This is a genomic window from Wolbachia endosymbiont (group A) of Anoplius nigerrimus (assembly GCF_947251795.1).
Lineage (GTDB): Bacteria > Pseudomonadota > Alphaproteobacteria > Rickettsiales > Anaplasmataceae > Wolbachia.
Genome location: NZ_OX366385.1, coordinates 1,197,575 through 1,220,719, shown reverse-complemented (window position 1 = coordinate 1,220,719; position 23,145 = coordinate 1,197,575). Strand labels below are relative to the sequence as shown.

Annotated in this window: 22 protein-coding genes and 5 pseudogenes; 11 read left to right on the top strand and 16 right to left on the bottom strand. The window is 34.3% G+C overall.

Going from position 1 to position 23,145, the window contains the following annotated elements:
- The first annotated feature begins 19 nt into the window (after positions 1-19).
- Together OPR26_RS06565 and OPR26_RS06560 are read left to right on the top strand one after the other, a co-directional pair.
- Entirely contained in the window at positions 20-1,438 is a 1,419-nt protein-coding gene (locus OPR26_RS06565; protein WP_253302260.1) for a sensor histidine kinase, read from the top strand.
- A gap of 280 nt (positions 1,439-1,718) precedes the next feature.
- Positions 1,719-2,291 (top strand): annotated as a pseudogene (locus OPR26_RS06560) (winged helix-turn-helix domain-containing protein); the annotation flags it as partial.
- A 50-nt stretch (positions 2,292-2,341) separates the two neighbouring features.
- Here the strand turns inward: OPR26_RS06560 and OPR26_RS06555 are convergent.
- A pseudogene (locus tag OPR26_RS06555) lies at positions 2,342-2,500 on the bottom strand (hypothetical protein); the annotation flags it as partial.
- A 260-nt stretch (positions 2,501-2,760) separates the two neighbouring features.
- Here OPR26_RS06555 and OPR26_RS06550 point away from each other — a divergent pair.
- The 5 genes from OPR26_RS06550 to leuS are packed head-to-tail and all read left to right on the top strand — an operon-like array spanning position 2,761 to position 7,762.
- On the top strand, positions 2,761-3,948 hold the full coding sequence (locus tag OPR26_RS06550; protein WP_265015809.1) for an MFS transporter: 1,188 nt from the start codon (positions 2,761-2,763) through the stop codon (positions 3,946-3,948).
- 60 nt (positions 3,949-4,008) lie between these two features.
- The gene (locus OPR26_RS06545) at positions 4,009-4,317 is read left to right on the top strand and encodes an integration host factor subunit alpha (protein WP_253302262.1); all 309 of its coding nucleotides are present in this window, start codon (positions 4,009-4,011) and stop codon (positions 4,315-4,317) included.
- Positions 4,314-4,640 carry a MerR family transcriptional regulator gene (locus OPR26_RS06540; protein WP_253302263.1) on the top strand — a complete coding sequence of 109 codons (327 nt, stop codon included), beginning with the start codon at positions 4,314-4,316 and terminating at the stop codon, positions 4,638-4,640. Before OPR26_RS06545 ends, OPR26_RS06540 begins: the two co-directional genes overlap by 4 nt.
- 53 nt (positions 4,641-4,693) lie before the next feature.
- Entirely contained in the window at positions 4,694-5,299 is a 606-nt protein-coding gene (locus tag OPR26_RS06535) for a murein hydrolase activator EnvC family protein (protein WP_253302930.1), read from the top strand.
- 12 nt (positions 5,300-5,311) lie between these two features.
- Entirely contained in the window at positions 5,312-7,762 is a 2,451-nt protein-coding gene (leuS, locus tag OPR26_RS06530; RefSeq protein ID WP_265015808.1) for a leucine--tRNA ligase, read from the top strand.
- A gap of 222 nt (positions 7,763-7,984) precedes the next feature.
- On the opposite strand, the gene OPR26_RS06525 is transcribed toward leuS, so the two are convergent.
- The 13 genes and pseudogenes from OPR26_RS06525 to OPR26_RS06465 form a co-directional block, all read right to left on the bottom strand.
- On the bottom strand, positions 7,985-8,857 hold the full coding sequence (locus OPR26_RS06525) for an IS982 family transposase (protein ID WP_265015652.1): 873 nt from the start codon (positions 8,855-8,857) through the stop codon (positions 7,985-7,987).
- A gap of 537 nt (positions 8,858-9,394) precedes the next feature.
- Entirely contained in the window at positions 9,395-10,474 is a 1,080-nt protein-coding gene (recF, locus tag OPR26_RS06520) for a DNA replication/repair protein RecF (RefSeq protein WP_253302649.1), read from the bottom strand.
- Positions 10,475-10,490: 16 nt separating this feature from the next.
- Entirely contained in the window at positions 10,491-10,958 is a 468-nt protein-coding gene (gene bcp / locus OPR26_RS06515; RefSeq protein WP_265016303.1) for a thioredoxin-dependent thiol peroxidase, read from the bottom strand.
- Positions 10,959-11,252: 294 nt separating this feature from the next.
- Positions 11,253-11,541, bottom strand: a pseudogene (locus OPR26_RS06510) (transposase); the annotation flags it as partial.
- Between the two features lie 17 nt (positions 11,542-11,558).
- On the bottom strand, positions 11,559-12,311 hold the full coding sequence (locus OPR26_RS06505) for an IS5 family transposase (RefSeq protein ID WP_264702259.1): 753 nt from the start codon (positions 12,309-12,311) through the stop codon (positions 11,559-11,561).
- Positions 12,312-12,388: 77 nt separating this feature from the next.
- Positions 12,389-12,916 (bottom strand): annotated as a pseudogene (locus tag OPR26_RS06500) (phage tail tape measure protein); the annotation flags it as partial.
- A 109-nt stretch (positions 12,917-13,025) separates the two neighbouring features.
- Positions 13,026-13,283 (bottom strand): phage tail assembly protein, encoded by a 258-nt coding sequence (locus OPR26_RS06495; protein WP_265015806.1) that lies wholly within the window; start codon positions 13,281-13,283, stop codon positions 13,026-13,028.
- 133 nt (positions 13,284-13,416) lie between these two features.
- The gene (locus tag OPR26_RS06490) at positions 13,417-14,340 is read right to left on the bottom strand and encodes an Rpn family recombination-promoting nuclease/putative transposase (protein WP_046493456.1); all 924 of its coding nucleotides are present in this window, start codon (positions 14,338-14,340) and stop codon (positions 13,417-13,419) included.
- A 95-nt stretch (positions 14,341-14,435) separates the two neighbouring features.
- Positions 14,436-14,942, bottom strand: coding sequence for a phage major tail tube protein (locus OPR26_RS06485; RefSeq protein WP_265015805.1), 507 nt, complete (start codon positions 14,940-14,942; stop codon positions 14,436-14,438).
- A 17-nt stretch (positions 14,943-14,959) separates the two neighbouring features.
- A complete protein-coding gene (locus tag OPR26_RS06480; RefSeq protein WP_265015804.1) occupies positions 14,960-16,132 on the bottom strand; it encodes a phage tail sheath subtilisin-like domain-containing protein in 1,173 nt (390 codons plus the stop codon).
- 265 nt (positions 16,133-16,397) lie between these two features.
- Positions 16,398-17,165, bottom strand: a pseudogene (locus tag OPR26_RS06475) (hypothetical protein); the annotation flags it as partial.
- A gap of 11 nt (positions 17,166-17,176) precedes the next feature.
- Entirely contained in the window at positions 17,177-17,929 is a 753-nt protein-coding gene (locus tag OPR26_RS06470; protein ID WP_264702259.1) for an IS5 family transposase, read from the bottom strand.
- A gap of 57 nt (positions 17,930-17,986) precedes the next feature.
- Entirely contained in the window at positions 17,987-18,316 is a 330-nt protein-coding gene (locus OPR26_RS06465; RefSeq protein ID WP_265015803.1) for a hypothetical protein, read from the bottom strand.
- A 55-nt stretch (positions 18,317-18,371) separates the two neighbouring features.
- On the opposite strand from OPR26_RS06465, the gene OPR26_RS06460 reads away from it, so the two are divergent.
- Positions 18,372-18,737, top strand: a complete 366-nt coding sequence (locus tag OPR26_RS06460) for a transposase (protein WP_264731180.1) — start codon at positions 18,372-18,374, stop codon at positions 18,735-18,737.
- Entirely contained in the window at positions 18,734-19,144 is a 411-nt protein-coding gene (locus tag OPR26_RS06455) for a transposase (protein ID WP_320157296.1), read from the top strand. Before OPR26_RS06460 ends, OPR26_RS06455 begins: the two co-directional genes overlap by 4 nt.
- Here the strand turns inward: OPR26_RS06455 and OPR26_RS06450 are convergent.
- The gene (locus tag OPR26_RS06450; protein WP_265015802.1) at positions 19,110-19,556 is read right to left on the bottom strand and encodes a hypothetical protein; all 447 of its coding nucleotides are present in this window, start codon (positions 19,554-19,556) and stop codon (positions 19,110-19,112) included. The genes OPR26_RS06455 and OPR26_RS06450 overlap by 35 nt on opposite strands.
- Positions 19,557-19,809: 253 nt before the next feature.
- Positions 19,810-20,280 (bottom strand): hypothetical protein, encoded by a 471-nt coding sequence (locus OPR26_RS06445; protein ID WP_264702536.1) that lies wholly within the window; start codon positions 20,278-20,280, stop codon positions 19,810-19,812.
- Positions 20,281-20,623: 343 nt separating this feature from the next.
- Between OPR26_RS06445 and nuoE the strand changes: the two genes are divergently transcribed.
- Together nuoE and tgt are read left to right on the top strand one after the other, a co-directional pair.
- Complete coding sequence (gene nuoE / locus OPR26_RS06440; RefSeq protein ID WP_264702540.1) at positions 20,624-21,124, top strand: NADH-quinone oxidoreductase subunit NuoE; 501 nt, start codon at positions 20,624-20,626, stop codon at positions 21,122-21,124.
- Complete coding sequence (gene tgt / locus OPR26_RS06435) at positions 21,125-22,342, top strand: tRNA guanosine(34) transglycosylase Tgt (protein ID WP_265015801.1); 1,218 nt, start codon at positions 21,125-21,127, stop codon at positions 22,340-22,342.
- Positions 22,343-23,145: the final 803 nt, after the last annotated feature.

The following is a 23,145-nucleotide window of genomic DNA, read 5'->3' as shown; positions in this document are numbered from 1 at the left end:
ATTTTACAATAAGAAGGATATGTATAAGCTAATGTTTTCTGCGCTGGAGAAAAACAAATACACAAAAGTTATTGCATTACTCTCATCGATCTTTATGATTTTATTCAGTGTGATATATTGTAATTATTTACTAAGGAGTAATTTCCTTTCTTCTTACCGTGATTCAAGTGTAAACTTAAAAAGTATACTGGAAAATGGCATAATAAAAAAATACCATTATTTACTAATAGAAAAGCATCACATTAAATACAAAAGTTTTGATTACATAAACCAACTGGTAAAACTGCGTGCTGAATTATTACAATCAGTGAGCAAAGTAAAGGATTTCAGCTTAATACTGTATGATCAAAACGGCAGAATAATATTCAGTAATTTTAACACTCAAGATTATGATTATGAACAGTTACTTACAAACGATGAAATTAATGAACTATTAAGTAACCAAGAAATATTTTATACTACAGGAAATACATTAACTTCTATTTTTCCTATATTCCATGAAAATAGCGCTAAACCGTCGTTTTTTTTGAAGATTCTTCGAAACTACAATAATTCTTATGTTATAGCATATGGCCTATTTTTAACATTTTTGGGCTTATTATTAATAATTTTAATATTAATAATGTTCCATTTGCACTTTTCTAATACCCAAATGCTAGCCAAGCAACATAAAACTAACATTGAATTACAGCAGATAAAAGAGGCATTAGAGCAAGAAAATGCAAATAAGCTAAAATTTTTTGCAAGCGTTACACATGAATTACGCACACCTCTTAATGCTATTATTGGATTTGCGGAGTTGATCAAAAATGAAACTTTAGGTTCAATGGATAACTCTCAATACAAGGAGTATGCAGACGATATATATAATGCAGGAACACACTTACTTACCTTAATTAGTGATGTGTTAGATTTTTCAAAAGCTGAATCAAGTAGTTTAACAGTAGAAAAAGTGAAGTTTAACCTGAACAAAATAATAGATTCATGCGTAAATATGCTATTACCTAAATTAAAAGAAGCCGGGATTAATTTAAAAAAAGAGATGACTAATAAACAATTATTAGTCATTGCAGATCCTAAGAGAATGAAACAAGTTATAATAAATTTATTATCAAACTCAATCAAATTTACCCCAAAGGGTGGTTTAATAAGAATGGTGATAAAAGAAAATATAGAAAAAAACTTATTAACTATTGAGTTTCATGACAATGGAATAGGAATAATGCAGCAGGATATATATAAAGTTATGTCTGTTTTTGGCCAAGCAGATTCGGGATATAGAAATGAAGGTACGGGTATCGGATTACCGCTAAGCAAGAAATTAGTAGAGTTAATGGGTGGAACTTTCGACATTAAAAGTGAAGCAAAACTTGGTACTACGATAACATTGAACTTCTTTTATGAAGAACAAACATGTGAAGATTCGATTGATTTTTAATAGGATCTATTTGATATGGTCTTGAAAACCACACTTTATCAAAAGCAGCAAGCCGAGAAGGTAGATACCGTCTGGCTAGTAAACAAGAAAATTATAAAAATTGAATCTCAAGCTGTATTGTAAAATCAAAAAATACTTCTAACTGTGTAGCGGTATACAGATTATAGTTAGTGGATATGTTGATAAGTAAATTAGTTATACCAATTCCCGCTATACAAGTAACGGATAGACAATAATGGAAAAAAAGCCATACTGAAGTAAGTAAAATAGCGAGGTTTAAATGGCATTAAGATCAAAATTATTGGATGAAAAGGTGAGCAAAAGAAATGCTGAAGAAAGTAAGAAATAGTGCATATGTTGCAAAAAAACTAAATGCTGTAATTGCAGCAAAAAAGCATAGTATAACAGCAGTAGCAAAAATATGTTGCATTTCAAGAAAGGCACTTACTGCATGACCTAAAATTTGGCAGAGAAGAGAAATTATTTGCTCCGCCTCAACGCCGTAGAAAAACTATATTGAATCAAAGTCAACTTGAACAAGTTGAGGTGTGGATAGAGGAAAATCCCAATATTACCATTAAAGAAACGAGAATAAGAATTCAGGAAAAGTTTGGTTTAGCAAGTCTACAGTACACCGTAATATGCAAAGAATGAAATTCTCATATATCACACCAAGACCAGTGCATAACGGACAAGATAAAAGTAAATAAGAGGAGTTTAAAAAAAAATCTTAATGAAACTATTGTCATGTATCCTGAAAAAGAGCTGTTTTTCTTCGATGAATCGCGGTTTGGCACACATTCAAAACGGGTGGTTTAAAAAAGGCACTAGGACACAGGTTAAGGTAAAACTACTATAAGGACTATCTTGTACGTTGGGATTAGCTCCCTGATCTAACAAGCATTGGACTAATGGTGCACATGCAGCACTTTTCCTGCATTGAATGGCAATGTGCAGTAGCGTTGTTTCTACTTCATAACCATCATCTAATTTGAATCTGAAGTTTGGATTAAATTCACTACTTTTCCATTCTTCATATACATTATTAAGTTCTTCCCTCAACTAATTTTTTATTTCATCACAAATCTCAATAGAATCACCCTTACCAGAATCAATGGTGTCACTTATTCTTGCTAATATATTGTCAAACTTTTTGAATTGAGATTTATCTTGTGGTGCCATATTACCAACCTCTAGAATAAAATTATTTAATTGTACAATAAAGCTAAAGGAAGTCAAGTCCAGCACTTATTCAGGAAACAATAGCTTAAAAAGAAACTTAGTGTTAAATTTCTAATAGATTACTTATAAAAATAAATCTTATGGAAAGCAGAGCTAAGGCTTGGTTCATTTGGCTGATCAGTAACTTGGTTGTTATATTCAGCAATATTCAGATAGTTTATACTTTTATAAGTGTAAATCTCGAAAAAGAACTTGGACTGACAATTACGCAAGTTGCGCTAGCTAACTCAGTATATACTTGGACTTTTGCCATCTTACAATTTTTTAGTGGGGCAACGTTTAATGTTTTTTCCAGTAAAAAAATTTATTTTTTCTCATTATCAACTATGATCTTGGGGTTTTTTGTCCTTATTAATAGTGACAATTTTTCCCATTTGATTTTGTCTCAAGTGTTGATTGCAACTGGGGCATCATTTGGTTTTATTGGTGCTGCTCATACAAGTAGCATATGTTTTTCCGCTGCCCAATTTGGCCTGATGTTTTCACTAGTGCAGACAATTTCAAGCCTTTCTGCTTTGGTAATTCAAATACTGTTCTCTAACTTGCTTGCCGAAGATGCAGATTGGAAAAATTTGATTGTATGCATAATACTATTTGGTGTGTTGATATTTGTACTTACGCTTTTTTGTCCAAACACACTTCCAGAAAGCAGCTCAGAAAAGCGCACAATAAAAAGCTCTATGAAGACAGTAATGTGCTCTATATTAACAGTGCTAAAATTAAGAGATATCTGGATAACTTCAGTGGTGGGTGCTATTACTTTTGGAACATTTTTAGCACTTAATACCTTGTGGGCTCCAAGGTTGCTGGGCAACTCAGAACTCAATGCAATGGAGTCAGGTATAGCAACTGCAATACTATGGCTTGGTCTTGCAGTTGGTGCTCCAATTGCAGATCGAATCTCAAACTTATTTAAAAATAGGAAACATGTAATTTCTGCTTTTGCTTTATTGCAAGGCGTCCCAATTATTATTTTACTATGCAGCTATTTAACAGTCCACGTTGTGTACTTTTGTATGTTAATGTTCGGGTTTTTTGCGGGAGGACATATGCTTAATTTTACTGTCGGCAGCGAGATTGTGAAACGAAAATACATTAGCACATCATCATCCATTATCAATGGATTTATGTTTATTGGCAGTGGAGTTATAGTGTCAATGTTAGCACTCTTTACAGATCATAAAATGGCGCTTTTTGCAATATTTGCGATATTGATAGCTGCCGGTATTTTAAATTATGCCATAAAAGAGACATACTCTAAAAAATAAAGTAGCTGAACCTCGAGTCGATTGCTATATTATATTTACGTATTGTAATATTTATCAATAATGGATCACGTTACAACAAAAGACACAACAGTAACTAAGGCAACAATAGCTGAAAATATAAACCAAGAAATAGGATTATCAAAGGAAGACTCTGCTTCGATAATAGATGATATATTGAACGAAATAAAGACAAGCTTGGCAAAGGATGGAATAGTAAAAATATCGTCATTTGGAACATTCTTGGTTAAGAAAAAGAAGGAAAGACCAGGAAATATACCAAATACATCGGAGAAAGTGATGATTCAGGCAAGAAATTCAGTTTCTTTTAGGCCTTCAAAAATTATAAAAAAATCAATAAATAATCGATGAATAAAGTAAAATTATTTTACACAATTGGGGAAGTAGCTGAAGAGCTACATTTAGAACGGCATGTTTTAAGATTTTGGGAAGGTCAATTTCATCAAATTAAGCCTACAAAGCGTAAAGGAAGAAGGCTATATGATCGTAAGTGTATAGAGGCCATAAAGCAAGTAAAATACATGCTTTATGATAAAGGATATACAATAAAAGGAGTGCAAAAAGAATTTGGTAATGATATAAAAATCACAAAGAATTTGTTGCAAGAACTTACCGATTTGAGAGACTATTTAACTAGTAGAATAAATAACGAGGAAAGTAACAAGCAGACGTGAAACACTACGTTCCTCTGAGGTTTTGGAGTCTTGTGAAAATTGATATATCTAAAATGTGGCATATAGCCTCATTTCTTATGTTATTAGCAATATTAATAGGCTGTGGCCTGCAAAAACCTGCACCTGTGCTGCTTAAAGGAGAAGAATTTTACGGGAAAAGAGATCTAGAATATACAAGAGAGTACCATTTAATTAGGGAAGACGTTGATCCTTCAATAAAAAAAGAAAATAGAAAAGCCATCATAAATAGGATATACAGAGATAACAATAATGCACAAAACGTGGGGGTAAATTGTAAATTTGTAATGCCAGTTAAAGGCACAGCTACCTCTTCTGATGAAACGTGTAAGGATGGCATAAAAATTACTGCTCAAAATGGAACGAATGTAGTTGCCTCTGCGCACGGCAAAGTGATATATGTAGGCAAAGGGTTGAGATGGTATGGAAATTTAATTATAGTGGAACACAAAGATAATTACATGACTTTGTACTCCTATTTAAAAAACATACATGTTGAAATTGGTGATAAAGTAAAGCAAGGTCAAGTAATTGGATCTGCAGGTAAATCAAGCACACAAGATAAAGATCCACAGATGTGTTTCACAATACGGCATAATGGCCAAGCGGTTGATCCTTTGATGCATGTGAACTGTAATTGAATTTGGATTTATATGAAATATGATTTTAAAAACGTTGAAAAATTTTATCAAGATAAGTGGAATTTTTCTGTAAGCGAAAGTAGCAAGCAAGAGAAATGTTACGTGTTGGAGATGTTTCCATATCCATCTGGTAAAATTCACATGGGACACCTGCGCAACTATGCAATAGGAGATGTAGTAGCACGTTATAAGAGAGCTTGCGGATTTGAGGTCTTGCACCCAATTGGCTGGGATGCGTTTGGATTACCAGCTGAAAATGCAGCAAGGGACAATAATATTAGCCCTGCGGCATGGACGAAAGAGAATATAGATAGTATGCGTGCGCAGCTTAGATCTATAGGTCTTTCTTATAACTGGGAGCGTGAACTCTCCACATGTGAGCCTGATTACTACAAACACGAACAAAAATTTTTCCTGGATTTTTTAAAGCATGGGCTTGCCTATCGAAAAGAGTCATGGGTTAACTGGGACCCGGTAGACCAAACAGTGCTTGCAAATGAACAGGTGGTTGATGGAAAAGGATGGCGATCAGGTGCAGTTGTTGAAAAACGTAAGTTGTCCCAATGGTTTTTAAAGATTACTGATTTCGCTGAAGATTTACTCAAGTGCCTGCAAAGTTTGAAAAATTGGCCAGAAAAAGTCAAAACAATGCAGGAGCGTTGGATAGGAAAATCTGAAGGGATCACCATAGAATTTGAAATAGTTGGCTTAAATAAGAAATTAAAGATTTTTACAACTTCTCCTCATACTTGGTTTGGAGCTTCTTTTTTTGCGGTAGCAGCAGAACACCCTATTGTGCAGGATCTTAAGGACAAAGAAATACGAGACTTTATTGATAACATAAAGGCAAAGGGAGAGAATGGCGAAAAAATAGGAGTTTACACCGGATTAAACGTCAAGCATCCATTTCTTGATAAGGAATTGCCGCTTTACATAGCGAATTTTGTGTTGATGGAATATGGGGAAGGTGCGATTTTTGGTTGCCCTGCACATGATCAGCGTGATTTTGAATTTGCACAGAAATATGATTTGCCGATTATTCCTGTAGTTCGTGAAGAGGGTGCACAAGCCATAGAGACTTTAAAAGAAGTATACACCGGCGATGGGGTAATGTTCAATTCTGAATTCTTAAACGGATTAACTGTCAGCAAAGCAAAGGAAGTAGCCATTAAAAAGCTTGAAGAAAAAGGAATAGGCAAGAAAACGATAAACTATCGTTTACATGATTGGGGAATTTCAAGGCAACGTTATTGGGGATGCCCTATACCTATAATATATTGTAAAGATTGCGGAACTGTTCCAGTGCCAGAAAAAGACCTTCCTGTGGTTCTACCTGCAGATGTAGAATTTACAAGTGGTGGCAATCCGCTTGATAAGCACCCAACTTGGAAGTTCGTTGATTGCTCAAAATGTGGAAAGCAAGCAGAGCGTGAAACTGATACATTCGACACCTTTTTTGAGTCTTCCTGGTATTTTGCTGCATTTTGTAGTGAAAATAAATCAATAGACAAAGATGCATGTAATCGTTTTTTGCCTGTTGATTATTATATAGGTGGAATAGAACATGCAATTCTGCATTTGCTTTACTCACGATTTTTCTGCCGTGCTTTAACCAAATGTGGCTATTTTGATATTAAAGAGCCTTTCTCTACTTTAATCACTCAAGGAATGGTCTGCCATGCAACTTATAAAGACGAAAATGGTAAGTGGCTATTTCCCGCAGAAGCAAAAGAGTTGATTGCACAAGGAGCTAAGGTTCAAGTGGGCAAAGTTGAAAAAATGAGCAAGTCGAAAAAGAACACAGTTGATCCAAATTTTATCATAGAAAAATATGGTGCTGATACTGCTCGCTTGTTTGTATTGTCCGACACTCCTCCAGAAAAAGATATGGAATGGTCCGATGATGGCGTGGAAGGTTGTTCTCGCTATATAAACAAATTGTGGCGTATGGTCATGCAGCTGAGACCTGTAAATATGCAATATGATAATGAAAGTGTTACGGGTGGACTTCTAGAGTACAGAAAAAAAATTCATAAACTCTTACACGGACTTACAGATGATTTGGAAAACTGCAGATTAAACTGTGTAGTGGCAAAATTTCGTGAGATGACGAATTTAATAGCTGAAATAGATGTAAAAACTGGAAAATCTCTTGTTGATGAAAGTATATGTATATTAATCAGAGTAATCGAACCGTTCATGCCACATCTAGCTGAAAGCCTATGGCAAGAAATAGGAGGTCAACCTTGGCCAAAAGCTGATGAATCATTATTAGTTGACGATACGGTAACTATAGCAGTGCAAATCAATGGAAAATTACGTACAACAATCAAGGTGGCAATTAACTTACCTCAAGAAGAATTGAAGAAAATAGCGATAGACTCTGTGTCCAGTAAGATCGGTCAAAGCAAAGTTCGCACTGTATATGCTGTACCAAATAAGATAGTAAATATAGTTATATAAAAAATCCGAGTGTATCTGTTCAGGCAATGGCGTCAACTTAAGGGAAAATATCAGTGATAGTGTATAAAATTTCTCTCTAAAATTTTTACCATTAAATTACCCAAAAGCTGCAATAAACAGCACTTTTGTTTCTGTTTTATAGTATTTTCAAAAGCGAATGATAAAGGTATAATATATTCTACACCGAGAATATGCACGAGCTCCAAGAACGCTAACTATGGATTAGGAGACAAAGAAAGTATTAGAAATAGAAGGTTTTTTATGTTTTAAAGAATATGAAATAAGGGTGGAAAAAATGTGAACTAAAAAATTAATAGGAGATCTATGGCGGGTATGCTCAATTTCCAATCTGTTTTTTAGGTAACCAAAGACGGTTTCAATAATAGATCTTTTTCTCAGAAAAATCTTCTCATTTAGCGAGATTAATGCATTTTTCATACCTTTTTTTATCTTGGTCACAAGCTTGAGATTTCTATCAAGTAGTTTCAAAAATAGATCTTTCTTAATATAGCCTTTATCTCCAAATAATAAACCCGCTAATTTTTTAGTCAGGTCTGGAACTGGTTTCCTATCGTCAACATTACCTTTTGTCAAAGTAACCCCTTGAATTTCACCTTTTTCATTGATTACCATATGTAATTTAAAACCATAAAACCAACCATAAGTGCTTTTTCCTATTTCAGCAATTCCGACAAAAACTTTGTTTTCTGAGATTCGCTTCCTATGACATGTTGCGATAGGTGTTGAATCGATATAGGAAATACCTGTCTCTTTTGCTTGCTCACATAACCATTGCAGCAGAATCGCTAAATACCATAAAACTCGCGGCTTTAACGCAATGAACCTATCATATGAAGGCAGTGTTGGAAAGTCTGACTTATGTAATAACTTTAGATAATATTGATAAAATGATTTAAAATTTTCATATCTAGACTGCTGATATAGTAGAATTATTGTTATAATTTCAGAATACTTTATTTCTGGCACTCTGGTAGGTTTTTTGTTATTAGACAATAGTCTGTTTGCAAAATTTTCATCTATTATTTTGCAATAATCATCTATAAAACAAAACAATTCTGTTATATTCTTGTTCATTGGGTAACCTCCTACTATCGCTAAAATACTGGAGTTTACCCTATTTCTCTCCCTCTCTCTATTCTCCTTCTAATCCATAGTTAGCGTCAAGAGGAGAAAAAATATATGCTGATGTTCCAGGAAAAAAGCGGGAAAGAGTGAGTATAATAGGTGGATGGATTAAAAAGAAGTTTATTGCACCAATGACCTTCACAGGAGGATGTAATCAAGATGTATTTAATGTATGGTTAGAGCGAACCACAATTGCATATTTCAATATATCAGAGTACCGGTTGTTCCAAACTCCTATACGAGGTCATCACATTTTGTGAGCCTCACCGGTGGCAGAATCTGGGTCACGAGGTCTTCTTCCTACACTCCATGTAAGAGGAGAAAGTGCCTCAAAAGAACTGTCACCTATCAACTCTGAAAAGTTATTATCTTCTCTTGCTTTCAACCAAGCAATACTTATTCATATCATCTGGGTAAGGTCACAGTCATATAATAAAAGACCAAGGACGTAAGTATTTCTTTCCTTTTGCAGAAGGATATTGTCACTTATTTACTTAACAATTCAAAAAACTTGAAAGAATAAAGATAGCTATTGAAATTATCTTGATTTACATCAGTTATCCAAGTTTGACATTGAATACTTAACACTTCCTCTATTAACACCTTTCTGTAATGTTTATCCAGATGAGACATTATATCATCAAGTAGAAGAAGTGGTGCCTTATTGTAGTGAATACACCTTGCTTTTACACTGGATAAAATAATAGAAAGCAGTAATAACTTTTGTTCTCCAGTGGAGCACAGATTTATTGGTACGTTTCTTTTTTGACAAAAAACCCGAAAATTATCGTTATGCACACCAAGGGTTACTCTACCAGTCAATGAATCTTTTTCTCTGTTTTCCTTTAGACGATTCTGAAAATATTCTGCAGTATCGTCCAAAGTTAGCTGGCTGCTGAATTTCAAACTTGCCTTCGGAAAAAGCTTACTGGAATGGTTATCAATTGTATCTTGTAATATTTTTAAAACAGACGATCGCATATGTAAAATACTAACTGCATTAACGGCCATTATGTTTTCAAGACTAGAGAACCAGTTTTTGTTCAAAATGTTCTCCCTCAATAGTTTACTTCGCTCATGTTTAGCTTTTCTATATTTCATGTAGCAGCAAGTGTAATTTTCTTCAAACAGTGAAACTATGCGGTCTAAAAATTTTAATCTGTCACTTGGAGAATTAAGAAGAACATAGTCCATTTGCGGAATCAGCCATATTACATTGGATATCTTATACAGAGATGAATAACTTGATTGCGTTTTTCCATCAATTTGTATTAGTTTCTTATCAAAACTCTTTGCGATACCAATTGAATTAAAATCCGTTCCATTAAAAAAATCATAGTGCACTACCCAATCTTCATTACTGAATCTATTTTGTATCTCACTGGCTTTTGCTTTTTTCATTCCATTGCTTTTAGCAAGCAACGAGATTGCTTCAAGTATATTAGTTTTACCAATACCATTTTCGCCAGTTATTACAACTGAGCTATCATCTGAATCCAGTTCAAAGTTTGAGTGGCTACGAAAATTATGTAATTTCAGCTTTTTTATGTAGCAATGGGTAGCCATTAACCTATTCTTTAGTTTACATTCTCCTTACTTCTTCCAGAACCTCATCAACATGCCCACTAACTTTTACATTTTTCCAGATCTTCGCTACTTTACCTTTTTTATCTATTAAAAAAGTAGTGCGCTCTATTCCCATATACTTTTTGCCAAACATACTTTTCTCTACCCAAACACCATATTTTTCCAACATTTCAGCATTCTCATCAGAAACTAAAGAAAATGGCAGAGAATATTTTGCTTTGAAGTTAGCGTGGCGCTTAACACTATCTTTTGATACACCAATTATCACTGTGTCAAGGGAAGAAAAATCATCTATTTTATCTCTAAAGCCTTTTGCCTCCATCCTACAACCCGGAGTATCGTCTTTAGGATAAAAATAAAGAACTACATTTTTTTTATCAAAAAATTCACTCAATGATAAATTTTCACCAGAATCTGTTGGTAAGCTAAAATCAGGTGCATTATTTCCTACTGCTAATTCCATACCTTGCTCCATTAATAACACTTTTATGGTATTATAGTAATATGGTGCATTATTTCCTACTGCTAATTCCATACCTCGCTCCATTGATAACACTTTTATCTATAGTAGTATATTGTAGTCAGAGTATCAAATTTTATATATAGCTAACAGATAAGATTCTTGATGGGGGCTTATTGATAAGTTTCTGCCTTGTATCTTGTAAAAAGCATCTAATGCTTTAAGCTTAAGCATTGCAAGTCATGCTCATTAGTTTTCTCATCGGGAATGTTCAAAAAAGTGTGTCAAATCGCATTTTTAGTTCAACTCAATTTTCAATCTGCCGGGAAAGAAGATATCAAATTGAGACATAGTTAAAGCCCAATTAGGCAGAGCCATAGTCCATTTTTGCTCTACCTTTTTTATAGCACAATATACCTGTTTGTACAAGGCATTTGTGTTGGTAAATGAACCCTTGGTTTTAGTGAATTTTCTGATCTGTCTATGTAGCCCCTCAATAGGATTGGTAGTATAAATTAGCTTCCTGACTGGGCCAGAATACTTGAAATAGCCGGATCCAATTATTCTGCCAGGATTTTATGACTAGGCTCTGTGGACAAAATTTTAGAGAAGCCATACAAGAGCTCCAACAAAATTGAGAAAACCCATAAAAACCTCAGCAGTTTTATCAAATCTGGAAAAAATGCGCCTAAAATTTTTAATTTTACCAAAAAAACACTCAATCAAATGACGTTCTTTGTAGATATGCTCATCGTAATACCTTTGCACTTTTCGATTCCGTTTTGGCGGAATAACTACTGTACATCCCTTGTCTTCAAGACTTGTAACAAAGGCATTGCTATCGTAGCCCTTGTCAGCTACTACAGTAGAGTTATAGATACTTTCGGTCAACACTTGTGCCTGCGTAATTTCATTTCTTTGACCAGGAGTCAGAGTAAATTTAAGTGGATTTCCAAGTGCATCGACAAGCGCATGTATTTTAGTTGTAAAGCCACCTTTGCTCCTCCCTAAAGCTTCTTGATCCTTGGAGTTTTTTGTATATCCAGATGAACATGGATGGGCTCGGATGATCGTACCGTCGATTATAGCAACTTCTAAATCAGGCTCTTGTTTAGTATATTCAAGCAATTTTTTCCAGACATCTCTTTCACACCATCTTTTAAATCGCTTATGTATACTCCTGTAATTACCATAAGTTTTTGGTAAAAGTCTCCATTGGCAACCACTTCGCACTATGTACCACACTGCCTCTATGAATATTCTTAAACGTTTTTCATCTTTGCTGTGCATTCCTTTTACGCTTTTTATGAACTCTAAAATTTGTTTCCAATTTTCCTCTTTGATGTAATATTGCATATGGTAGTTTCTCCATTTTTTACCTATTAGGCTAAACTACCATCTTTTTCTCTCTTTTCATATTTTTTGTCCACAGAGCCTAGCCCAATAGTCTCTATAATTTGTGACTTAAAATGTGCTTTGCTTGCTAAAAAACTTTGGTGACTACGTATTGCAGATCCAAGCTTACCATACTTGCCTTTCAGCGCTTCAATGGACGAGCCAAGTTTATATTGGTCGCTTACTAATGACTTAATATTTCTTCCACTTTTTCTTACTTCTTCATTAAATGAATGCAAAGCATCTCTCTTTTTCAAATATGCTTCTTTTGCTTTTATTGCGGAGGTTTTGGCCTTGTCAAATTCTGCTTTTAAAGTTTTGCTTGGTTTCTCTATTGCTTTCATTTGTTTAGCTAAAGATTTTACTTGATCTTCAAAGCCCTTCCACGACCTCCTGCTAGTCAAAACATCACTACCCAACTGCTTAAATTTTGATACTGATTTTAAAGATGAATCAAGCTTTCTTATATTCTCACCAAGACGAGTAAGTTGACTGCTACTTCCTTTTATTACAGTATTAAAACTGCCATCTAAGACTGCTCCGATTTTTATAGATAACGTTGACATTTAGACCTCTTTGCTGTTTCTTCCCATAAGATAAATTCGTTAAATTCCATATCAAGAATGTGCTCAACTCCACCACCTATGATAGAGCTAAGCACGAGTACTTCTAATCTCAAGTCTTTTGAATAATTGGTGAAAAAAAATCCTTTAATACCTCTTGAATTTTCACATAATCAGCAATATCTAACTCTTCAATTGCTTCTTTTGCAACTGATGTCAGGTTGGCAGTCAAAGTCACTTCCTTATTTAGGTCACTACCATTAATGCGTTCTATTGCCAAATAGTCTCTAACTTTTGGACATCTAATGGTAAGTTCTGAAACAGAAATTCCATCAACTGTTATTGGGTTATTAAGTGTTATAGCTTGCATGTTCCTCCTTAAAAAGTTAATTAAATAAAAGTCTATATCGGCTTTTACATAACTAATTTTTTTTACTATAGTTTTTGTGTTTGATTAACGATCCTTCATACTAAATTTCTCAATATAAAGATGATAGTAGGGTTTATTTTTCCTCAACTTGAATTAATTCTTGAACTTCATCGACAGAAAGACCTGTACACTTGACAATAGTGCTAATATCAACATTATTAGTCAACATCGCTTTTGCAACTTCAATCTTTCCTTCAATCTTTCCTTCAATCTTTCCTTCAATCTTTCCTTCAATCTTTCCTTCAATCTTTCCTTCTTTTTTGGCATCATCAAGTTTTTGAGCAAGGACAGCCTGTTCATCACGAATACGCTTGGTCTCCTGTTCATATGCTATAAACTCTTTTTCTGACCAGTTAAACCTGTTTAGCTCTTCGTACGCTTTTTTGATTATTACGTCACTTCCTGTTATTCTTTCCAATTCTTCTTCACTTGTTTCATCAGCGTACTTAAAAAAATACACCCACTTCTCAACTATATTTGAAAGCTGATCTTCTTTAGTTTTGGAAAATTTAGGCAGTTCAATAAATACAAAGTAAAAATCTTTTAGATCATGTTCATTAGTATCTTCATCCCGAATGGTGTGTTTTGATTTATACTCAGACTTATCCGGAAATAGTATACAGTCTGCTATAGCAATAAAGATAATTTCCTTAAGGTCATGGTATTGATCACCTTTATCTGCTTGTCTTGAATAGGCTTTAGCAGCGTAATATTGGGCACGTTTTTCAAAGCCTTTGGTTTTAGCAACCTGCATCTCAATTATCCATTGTACTCCTGTTGAATCTTTACACAGCACATCAACAATACTTTGTTTTTTAGCGGCAATTTCAGGATCTTGAATAGTACTTAAAAACTCTATATCCTGTATTGCATTTTTGCCAGTAAAGCTCAAAATATCATTGAGGAAGTGAATGAGGATGTCTTTATTCTTTTCAGTACCAAAGATACGGCGAAATGCTATATCATTTTTAGGGTCGAGAAATTTAGATAAAGCCATAGCACAAATGCTTAAAAAACATTAATAATTATACAGTATTATCAGTAATTTTTCAATAAAAAAGTGGTTATATGAAAAGGCATCCATCTATTCCATTAAATCCCTAAAATCGTTTGCAGCAAGGCCATTTGATCAACACCGTTTATCTTTCTTATCATATTTTCAGCATCGATCTCTATCAGTTCATTACCACCTATAGTAAGTTTATAGTAATGAGCAGCTACAGTACACTTCAGCGTTGCTTTTTCAGCAGGTTTCCAGCTACCAAAATCAAATTCTTTGAATATGCCCCTTAAATTGATTATTACTCCTTCAATATCATTGCTACCACTCCCTTGCATTCCACCACGGAGCGTTAAAGATACTGAGTTTCCATCTATCAAGCCAAAAAGTCTAAATAGTTCTGAATCATACTCAGCGAAAGTAAAGTCTGCTTCAAGCTTTTCCATGCCCATATCAATATTTATTGGAATATCCATACCACCAGCACGGTACTCCTCTGTTTTTATGGTAAGCTTTGGTAGCGTTATTTCATCTATTTTTCCTGCATAACCACGGCCATCTACAAATACATTAAAATTCTTTAAAATCTTCGGTAGCATCTCTCCTTCTCTCCTTTTTACGATATTGCGCCACTAACAAGGTGTGACCTAAAAGTAATCTGTTCAGCTGGATATGGTGGTGTAAACTCAAAGTCAAAATACACTTTCCCGCTTGCAATGTTTGCCGGTGTGTTGAGTTCTGGAGTTGCATAACATTTTCCGCTAATAATCGCTCCTTGCGCTTTTAAACTTGCTAGATAAGAATTCACCCCCTCGATCACATCATCTATATAAGTTTTGGTAATATTGCGATCAACTGCCCATAAATGAGCTCGAAGTAGACTATCATTGATTAAATCTGCAGTCCTTCTCACTGACAGAAAAGCCCATTTCGAATCGTTTGAACATGTTCTATTTCCCCAAAGCCTATAGCCATTTTGATGAATTATCGTTGTTACTTCATTTTCATTAAAATGGTTTGCTCTACAATTTGTATTACCGAGCGTAAAATCAATAGGCCTACTTGTTCCAACAATACCGTTTATCTCTTTATTTGAAGGTGAGTGCCAAAATCCTTGTTCGCTGTCTACTTTCGCTATTAAACCAGCTACAAATGGACTCGATGGCAAGATTTCTTCTTTTCCTTCAATAAATAACTTAATCCATGGGTCAACTACGTAAACTCTTGAGCTGCCTACACTTTTTCTCCACTTGATTGCTTCTTCATCATTGGTATTTGGTCCATCTGCTACTATTATGCTTCTCAGCTTTTCTGCTATAGGAATTAATGCTGCAACCACTGGATTTTTGCCATCTTCTGGTAGTTGGTGAGTAAATTGAGGTGCAATTAATATTCTTGGAGCAACATGAACTATGCTTTCACTACTGAGGAATGCTTCTATCCCTTGATACTCTCCAGTCTCTTTATCAACACCGCCAATTATATTCTTCAGCGTCTCTTCTTCTTTTAATTTTGGATCACTTTCTTCAACTCGAATAACTACTACTGTTGCACCAATTTGGGAAAATATTCCGTTTACTGCTGAGAAAAGAGTTCCACTCCTTCCAAGCTTTGCTGCTTCCTTTAAGCTTCCTGCAACTAACACTGGTTTATTTAGCGGAAATTTTTGCTCATCTGCTTCAGGTGCAGTACCAATTACACCTATCACTGATGATTTAGCTGTACGTACTGACCTTGCTCCAGAGGTTACCTCTATAACATTTACTCCGTGCAAAAATTCCTCTGTCATATAGTTATCTGCTAAAACTTGCTCTTTAAAATTGTCAAGAAAACTCTTTTAATTTTCTTCTTCTGATTGCTACTTTTTAAGGTTTAGTATATTTATAAAAATAAAGACAAAAACTAGAAAGTGTAGAAAATTTCGCATTTTGCAATAGCTCTTCTTAAATATTCTTTTTACTGCGTTGAACAATTTTTCCCCCCTGTTAAACAATTACCAATAAAAATTCTCTCTGGCTTGTTTTAAAGTATTTTGTTTTCAACTTATATATTTTTTAATGCCAAAGTTTATATGTTGCATCTAACCCAGGACAATGCCAAGCTCTTAGTGTTCTCTCTACATCTATTTCAAGTCCTGTAGTCAGAAAATTGCTGCGAAAGTTATATATTCCCCACTGAATAAATTGACCATAGATTGTGCTATACGTATGCTCACTTTCAAAGAACTCAGGTGTCTCACCAACTCTTTCACCTCCTGAGTGAAGATTGGATGACGTATAAAGTAACACTGTAACAGTTTTTCCTGCTGGAATGATTATGTTACCTGATGCAATAAATTCAGGACTGTTAATTTCATGCTGGTAAATACGTGCCCAAGTAATTCTCGAAATCTCTGACTTCCTTGTATTAGTTTTATCAGGTGTACCTATAAATAATCCTGCTCCTCCATAATTAACTTCATCTTTATACCACATTGCAGATCCAACAAAGTTTAGAGTTTTACTTATATCTACATTACTTGTGTTTTTTACGAATATTACTCCCAATGCAGCATAAGGGTATTTCAGCATATTGAATTGCTCCGAAAATCCATCATACATGAATCTTGGGTATGATTCTCCGTAGATAAATGTACCTTTACTTCCTTCAAAAAAACTGAGTTGTCTTGGCCGATAAAAACTAACATAGCTTGTATCGTACGTGTGAGTACCTGCAAGTAGTTGCAGCATATAGTCTGTTTTTGTTATATCACCGCTCCACTCTCCAAGCTCAGTTGTAAAAGTTCCGTGGCCAAAGTAATTATTTTTTCTACTTAGGCTCTGTGGACAAAATTTTAGAGAAGCCATACAAGAGCTCCAACAAAATTGAGAAAACCCATAAAAACCTCAGCAGTTTTATCAAATCTGGAAAAAATGCGCCTAAAATTTTTAATTTTACCAAAAAAACACTCAATCAAATGACGTTCTTTGTAGATATGCTCATCGTAATACCTTTGCACTTTTCGATTCCGTTTTGGCGGAATAACTACTGTACATCCCTTGTCTTCAAGACTTGTAACAAAGGCATTGCTATCGTAGCCCTTGTCAGCTACTACAGTAGAGTTATAGATACTTTCGGTCAACACTTGTGCCTGCGTAATTTCATTTCTTTGACCAGGAGTCAGAGTAAATTTAAGTGGATTTCCAAGTGCATCGACAAGCGCATGTATTTTAGTTGTAAAGCCACCTTTGCTCCTCCCTAAAGCTTCTTGATCCTTGGAGTTTTTTGTATATCCAGATGAACATGGATGGGCTCGGATGATCGTACCGTCGATTATAGCAACTTCTAAATCAGGCTCTTGTTTAGTATATTCAAGCAATTTTTTCCAGACATCTCTTTCACACCATCTTTTAAATCGCTTATGTATACTCCTGTAATTACCATAAGTTTTTGGTAAAAGTCTCCATTGGCAACCACTTCGCACTATGTACCACACTGCCTCTATGAATATTCTTAAACGTTTTTCATCTTTGCTGTGCATTCCTTTTACGCTTTTTATGAACTCTAAAATTTGTTTCCAATTTTCCTCTTTGATGTAATATTGCATATGGTAGTTTCTCCATTTTTTACCTATTAGGCTAAACTACCATCTTTTTCTCTCTTTTCATATTTTTTGTCCACAGAGCCTAGCAATGTCTTTTCTCACTTGCGAATAAAGTATCGTGTTTCCATCTAATGCCAGTTGCCCTGGGTTACCAAATTCCAATAATTTTCTTTCTGTGATACGGTTTTTTCCAGCTAATGCTTTAAATTTTCCACTTCCATCTGATTTTAAATACCAAGAAACTAAAGTTTGATCCTTTAAGTTATGAGCGATTACAATTACATCACCATTACCAACTTTCACTGCTCTTGGTTGAGAGTAACTATTGCCCACATTTGCAGGACTACCATTATTAATATTCTTTTGTAATTTCCTTTTATCTAAGAGCATGTCTTCAAACTGAGTAGAAAGAAGTTAAGAAGTATGGTATAAGGTACATTTTAAGATGTACCCAAGCGATATAAGTGACAAAGAATGGAAGACAATAGAGCCATATTTTGAACCTAAAAAGACCGGCAGACCAAGAAAACATAGTATTAGAACAATTATTAATGCAATCCGCTATATGATGAGAACAGGATGTCAATGGAGACAACTGCCTAAAGATTTTCCACCATGGAAAACCGTATATAGTTGTAATTCGCGCTTGAAAAAAAGTGGAATATGGCAAGAAATTCATGATTTTCTAGTTAAAAAAGTAAGAGAGATGATTGGTAAAAATAAGACTCCATCAGTAGGTATAATTGATAGCCAGTCAGTGAAAACTACTCAAAAAGGGGATCCAGAGGATATGATGCTGGCAAAAAAATAAAGGGCAGAAAACGCCATATTATTGTAGATACTGTGGGTCTTGTAATTGCTGCTGAAGTACAGAGTGCAAGTATTCAAGATCGTGATAGTGCTCTAAATCTTTTTGCCCAAGCTAAATGCAAAGTTCCAACTTTACGTAAGTTTTTTGCTGATCAAGGGTACATAGGTAAATTACAAAACAGATGCTTATTGGAAACGGGATGTTTATTAACGATTGCCAAGAAAATAGTTGATACAGGATTTCAAGTTATTCCCAAACGTTGGATTGTTGAAAGAACTTTTGCCTGGCTTTCCAATTTTAGGCGCATGAGTAAAGATTACGAGCATTCTCCTCTCACCTCAAAAAACTATATCTTCTTTAATATGATCACTATTATGCTTCACAAATTAGCTCATTCTTCAGTTTGAAGACATGCTCTAAATGTTCAACTGAAGGTACGTTGATTGATTGCTTGATTCCGTAAGTGTGAAAAGATAAACCTTTAACGTATTTTTCTCCTTCTTCGCTAATTCCTTCTTCAGGGAAGATGATTCCAACTTTATCTATTTCAGCTGAATCTTCTATTAATGTAAGAGATAATTGATCCTTGAGCTCATTTGCTACGCTGATATCTGTATTACATTCGTATGTTTTTGATTGATATAGTGGACTAATAAGTAATTTCACTTTACTGCTCCCATTACCATTATCTTGATAGCTGAATCCATAAGCAACTCCATTTCCTTCAATTAACCCTACTTTTGCTGGGTTAAAACCTATTGCTTCTTTAACTTCCGGTGTATTTGAGCTGATCCCGAGTAATCTTCTTAATATAGACATAATTTTATTTAAAATATTAATAAAATGCTATTATGATTACCCCTGGTGTTAATGTCAATGAAAATTTTAACTAAAATTAAAAAATTAATATAATGTTTTATACTAAAAGGCAAATATAAGCTTGAAGAGGGCTGAAAAGCTTTGTAAATGAGGAGAGGATAAAGTATCTCAAACTATATAATCTATCCTAAAGGCAAAATTTGCTATGCATTGCACAGGTTCCGCTAACAGGTAGCGGAATTGTAAGTTTTGACTAAGATCTTTGTTTATTCTCTCCTAGGGTTTCTGCCTTTAGCTCATCCATAATTGTTTGAATTTCAGGAAGCTCCTTATGTTTTGCGTAATCTGATTCATATTTTTCCCTTTTATCAGAAACTTTATATTCGTTTTCTTGATAAAGTGAATATAAAAATCCAACTCCAAAAATAACAATTGATGCAAGTGCCATGTATTCAAGTGGTCTTTGCACTTTTTCTCTTAAATCAAAATATCGAGACAACAGAATCAGAGCACAAGATGCTATCACTACTGCACCAGAAGCAAATTTATTTTCTCTAAAATGCTTTTGATTATGACTCTGTTCATAATTTCTATAAATAGTTGTGGCATGAGCTCGAAGCCTTTCTTCTCTATCTTTTTCCTCACTGCCTAATATTGACGTAATAAATTTTCTAAAATTCTCTTCACCAGTTTCCTGTCTCCATAAGTTTAATTGTTTACTCATAGTTTAACCTCATATTAATAAATATAGTTTATTATACACAACATTTATAATAAATGTCAAGGATAGTATATTTATTAATAATATACTATAATTTCTTAAGCATTTTTTTAAGTAGTTAGCTGTAGCTAAAATAATTGAGATTTACCGAAACAAACTTATGAAACAATTGAAGCTAGCGCATGACCAGATTTTGTTTAACTGGACCCTATAGCCAACCAAAAGAATTTACAAGTTGGACAGTATGGGTAGTGTAATACTGCAAAACGCTATTTCTCAAAAAACCAACAATTGCAATCATTGGTTCTACAGGTATAATCTGTTAAAGTTTACACGAGTCTCATGAATGACAGAAAAAGAAAAGCAGTTTAGTTTTATATCAGAAAACCTCAAGAAAGCAGAAAAGTTTATAGAGATGTATCCCAAAGGTAGAGAAGGAGGCGCTGTCATGCCTTTACTATACCTGGTTCAAGAGCAATGCGGATGGGTTTCTGAATCTGCTATGCGTTATGTTGCTGATATGCTGCATATTCCACATATTCGTGTATATGAAGTGGCAAATTTTTACACCCTGTATAATTTAAAACCAGTAGGCAAATATCTAATACAAATTTGTAGAACAACTCCTTGCTGGTTGTGCAATAGTGAAGAAGTTTTAAATACCTTTAAAAAGAAGCTTGGAATCAATATCGGTGAGACTACTAAAGACAATCTGTTCACTTTAAAAGAAGTTGAATGCCTAGGTGCATGCGTTAATGCTCCCGTTGCGCAGATTAATAATGACTTCTATGAAAATCTTACTCCTGAAAAAGTAGAAAACATCATAACAGAACTTTCAGGCAAATAGATGAAAGAAGAATTTGCATTTAAGATAATCAAGCAATCAGGTTCTGCAAAAGTTGGAACAATTAAAACTCCAAATGGAAGCGTAGAAACACCAGCTTTTATATTCTGTGCAACAAAAGCTGCAATTAAAGCTGCAGATATCGAGAGAATTAGTGAAGCAGGTACTCAGATAATACTTTCCAACACCTATCACCTAATGCTTCAACCAGGAGAGAATACTGTTGCAAAACTTGGTGGTTTGCACAAGATGATGGGATGGAATGGGCCAATGCTAACTGACTCAGGTGGATATCAGATATTTAGCTTAGGGCACGGATCAGTTTCGGAAGAGATAAAAGGAATAAGAAAAAAACAAAAAACTTTGATCAAAATTAATGAGGATGGGGCAATTTTTCGTTCTTACATTAATGGTAAAACTTATTGCTTAACTCCTGAAAAATCTATAAAAATTCAACAAAAATTAGGTGCAGATTTAATCTTAGTCTTAGATGAATGTACTCCATTTCACATAAGCAAAGAATATACAGCAAAATCAATGCTCATGAGCCACAGATGGGCTAAACGTTCTTTAAATGAATTTGAAAAAAACAATAATGGCAAGCAGGCACTGTATGGAATTAGTCAAGGCGGAGTATATCAAGATTTACGTAGAGAAAGTTGTAATTTTATTAACGATTTGCCATTTTTTGGTCAAGCAATAGGTGGATCACTTGGTCAAAGTAAAGAGCAGATGTACGATGTAGTTTCTTTCACTATGGACCATCTGAAAAAAGACAGGCCTACTCATTTGCTTGGTATTGGTGGAATTGTGGACATCTTTCGCGGAGTTAGTCTTGGAATTGATACGTTTGATTGCGTGCATCCAACCCGTTTAGCAAGGCATGGTGGTGCGCTTATTAAAGTAAAAAATAGAGATTCTATTTCTTCAAAGTGCAAAGAGCATATTAATTTGCGAAATCAACAATTCGAGCTGGACAATAACCCAATTGAAAGTGACTGCTTATGTTTTACCTGCAGAAAGCATTCAAGAGCTTATATACACCATTTATTGAAAGCTAAAGAGCTCCTGGCTTACACGCTCGTTACCATTCATAATATTTTCTTCATGAATAAGTTAATGGCATCAATAAGGCAGGCTATATTAGATGATAGGCTAGATCGGGAGAAAAATAATTGGATTAGTGAAATACCATTGCACTTTGATTTGGCCTCTCTTTAAGTCTTTTCTTTATGCCGTTGATTTTTACTTCTTGTTATATTTACTTTATTTATCACACTATTAATTAGAAAGGTTATAATAAATAATTAATCTATTAATGTTAGTCTCTACCCATATGATTTGTAAGGATTAGAGGTGAAGATATGGCTAAAGGAAATAATACCCTATTAATATTTGATTTTGATAACACTATCACTAATGGACACATGCATGGTGTTTTCTTTGGTAGACACTCCGGAATTAAAAAAAGTGATTTTAATTCTGCTGTGGAAAATGCAGTGACTGATCACAATATAAAAGATTTTCTAAAAAATACAGACGGAATAAAAAATGAAGAGGGGCTGAAATCTACATTACAGTCTGCACTTTCAAACGGAATAGAAGTGAATATTGCATCATATACAGGATATCCAAATGCTGTAAAAAGGGTTGTAGAAAATCATTTGGGCTTATCTAAAGAACAAGCAGACAGTATTTCTGTATTTGGTGGATTTCCAGCAGATTATGATAATGAGCTTCCAAAAGATCTCAAAGAACAACAAAGTCAAGTTGGAAAGAATTTACACATCTGTAAAGCAATTGTGAACTATAAGAACAATCACAATGGTCAGTTGCCAAAAAATGTAATGTTGGTTGATGATAGTGCAGGTAATATAAAAAAAATTAATGAGTTTGTTGAATCAATGAGCAAAAGAGGGGGATGGCTTAAAGAAAATGGGCTGAGTATTGAAGAGATACAAAAAATCAAATTTGAAGGTGCGCGAGTGCCTAAAGAGGACAAAAATGTTGGTTATCTAGAAAGA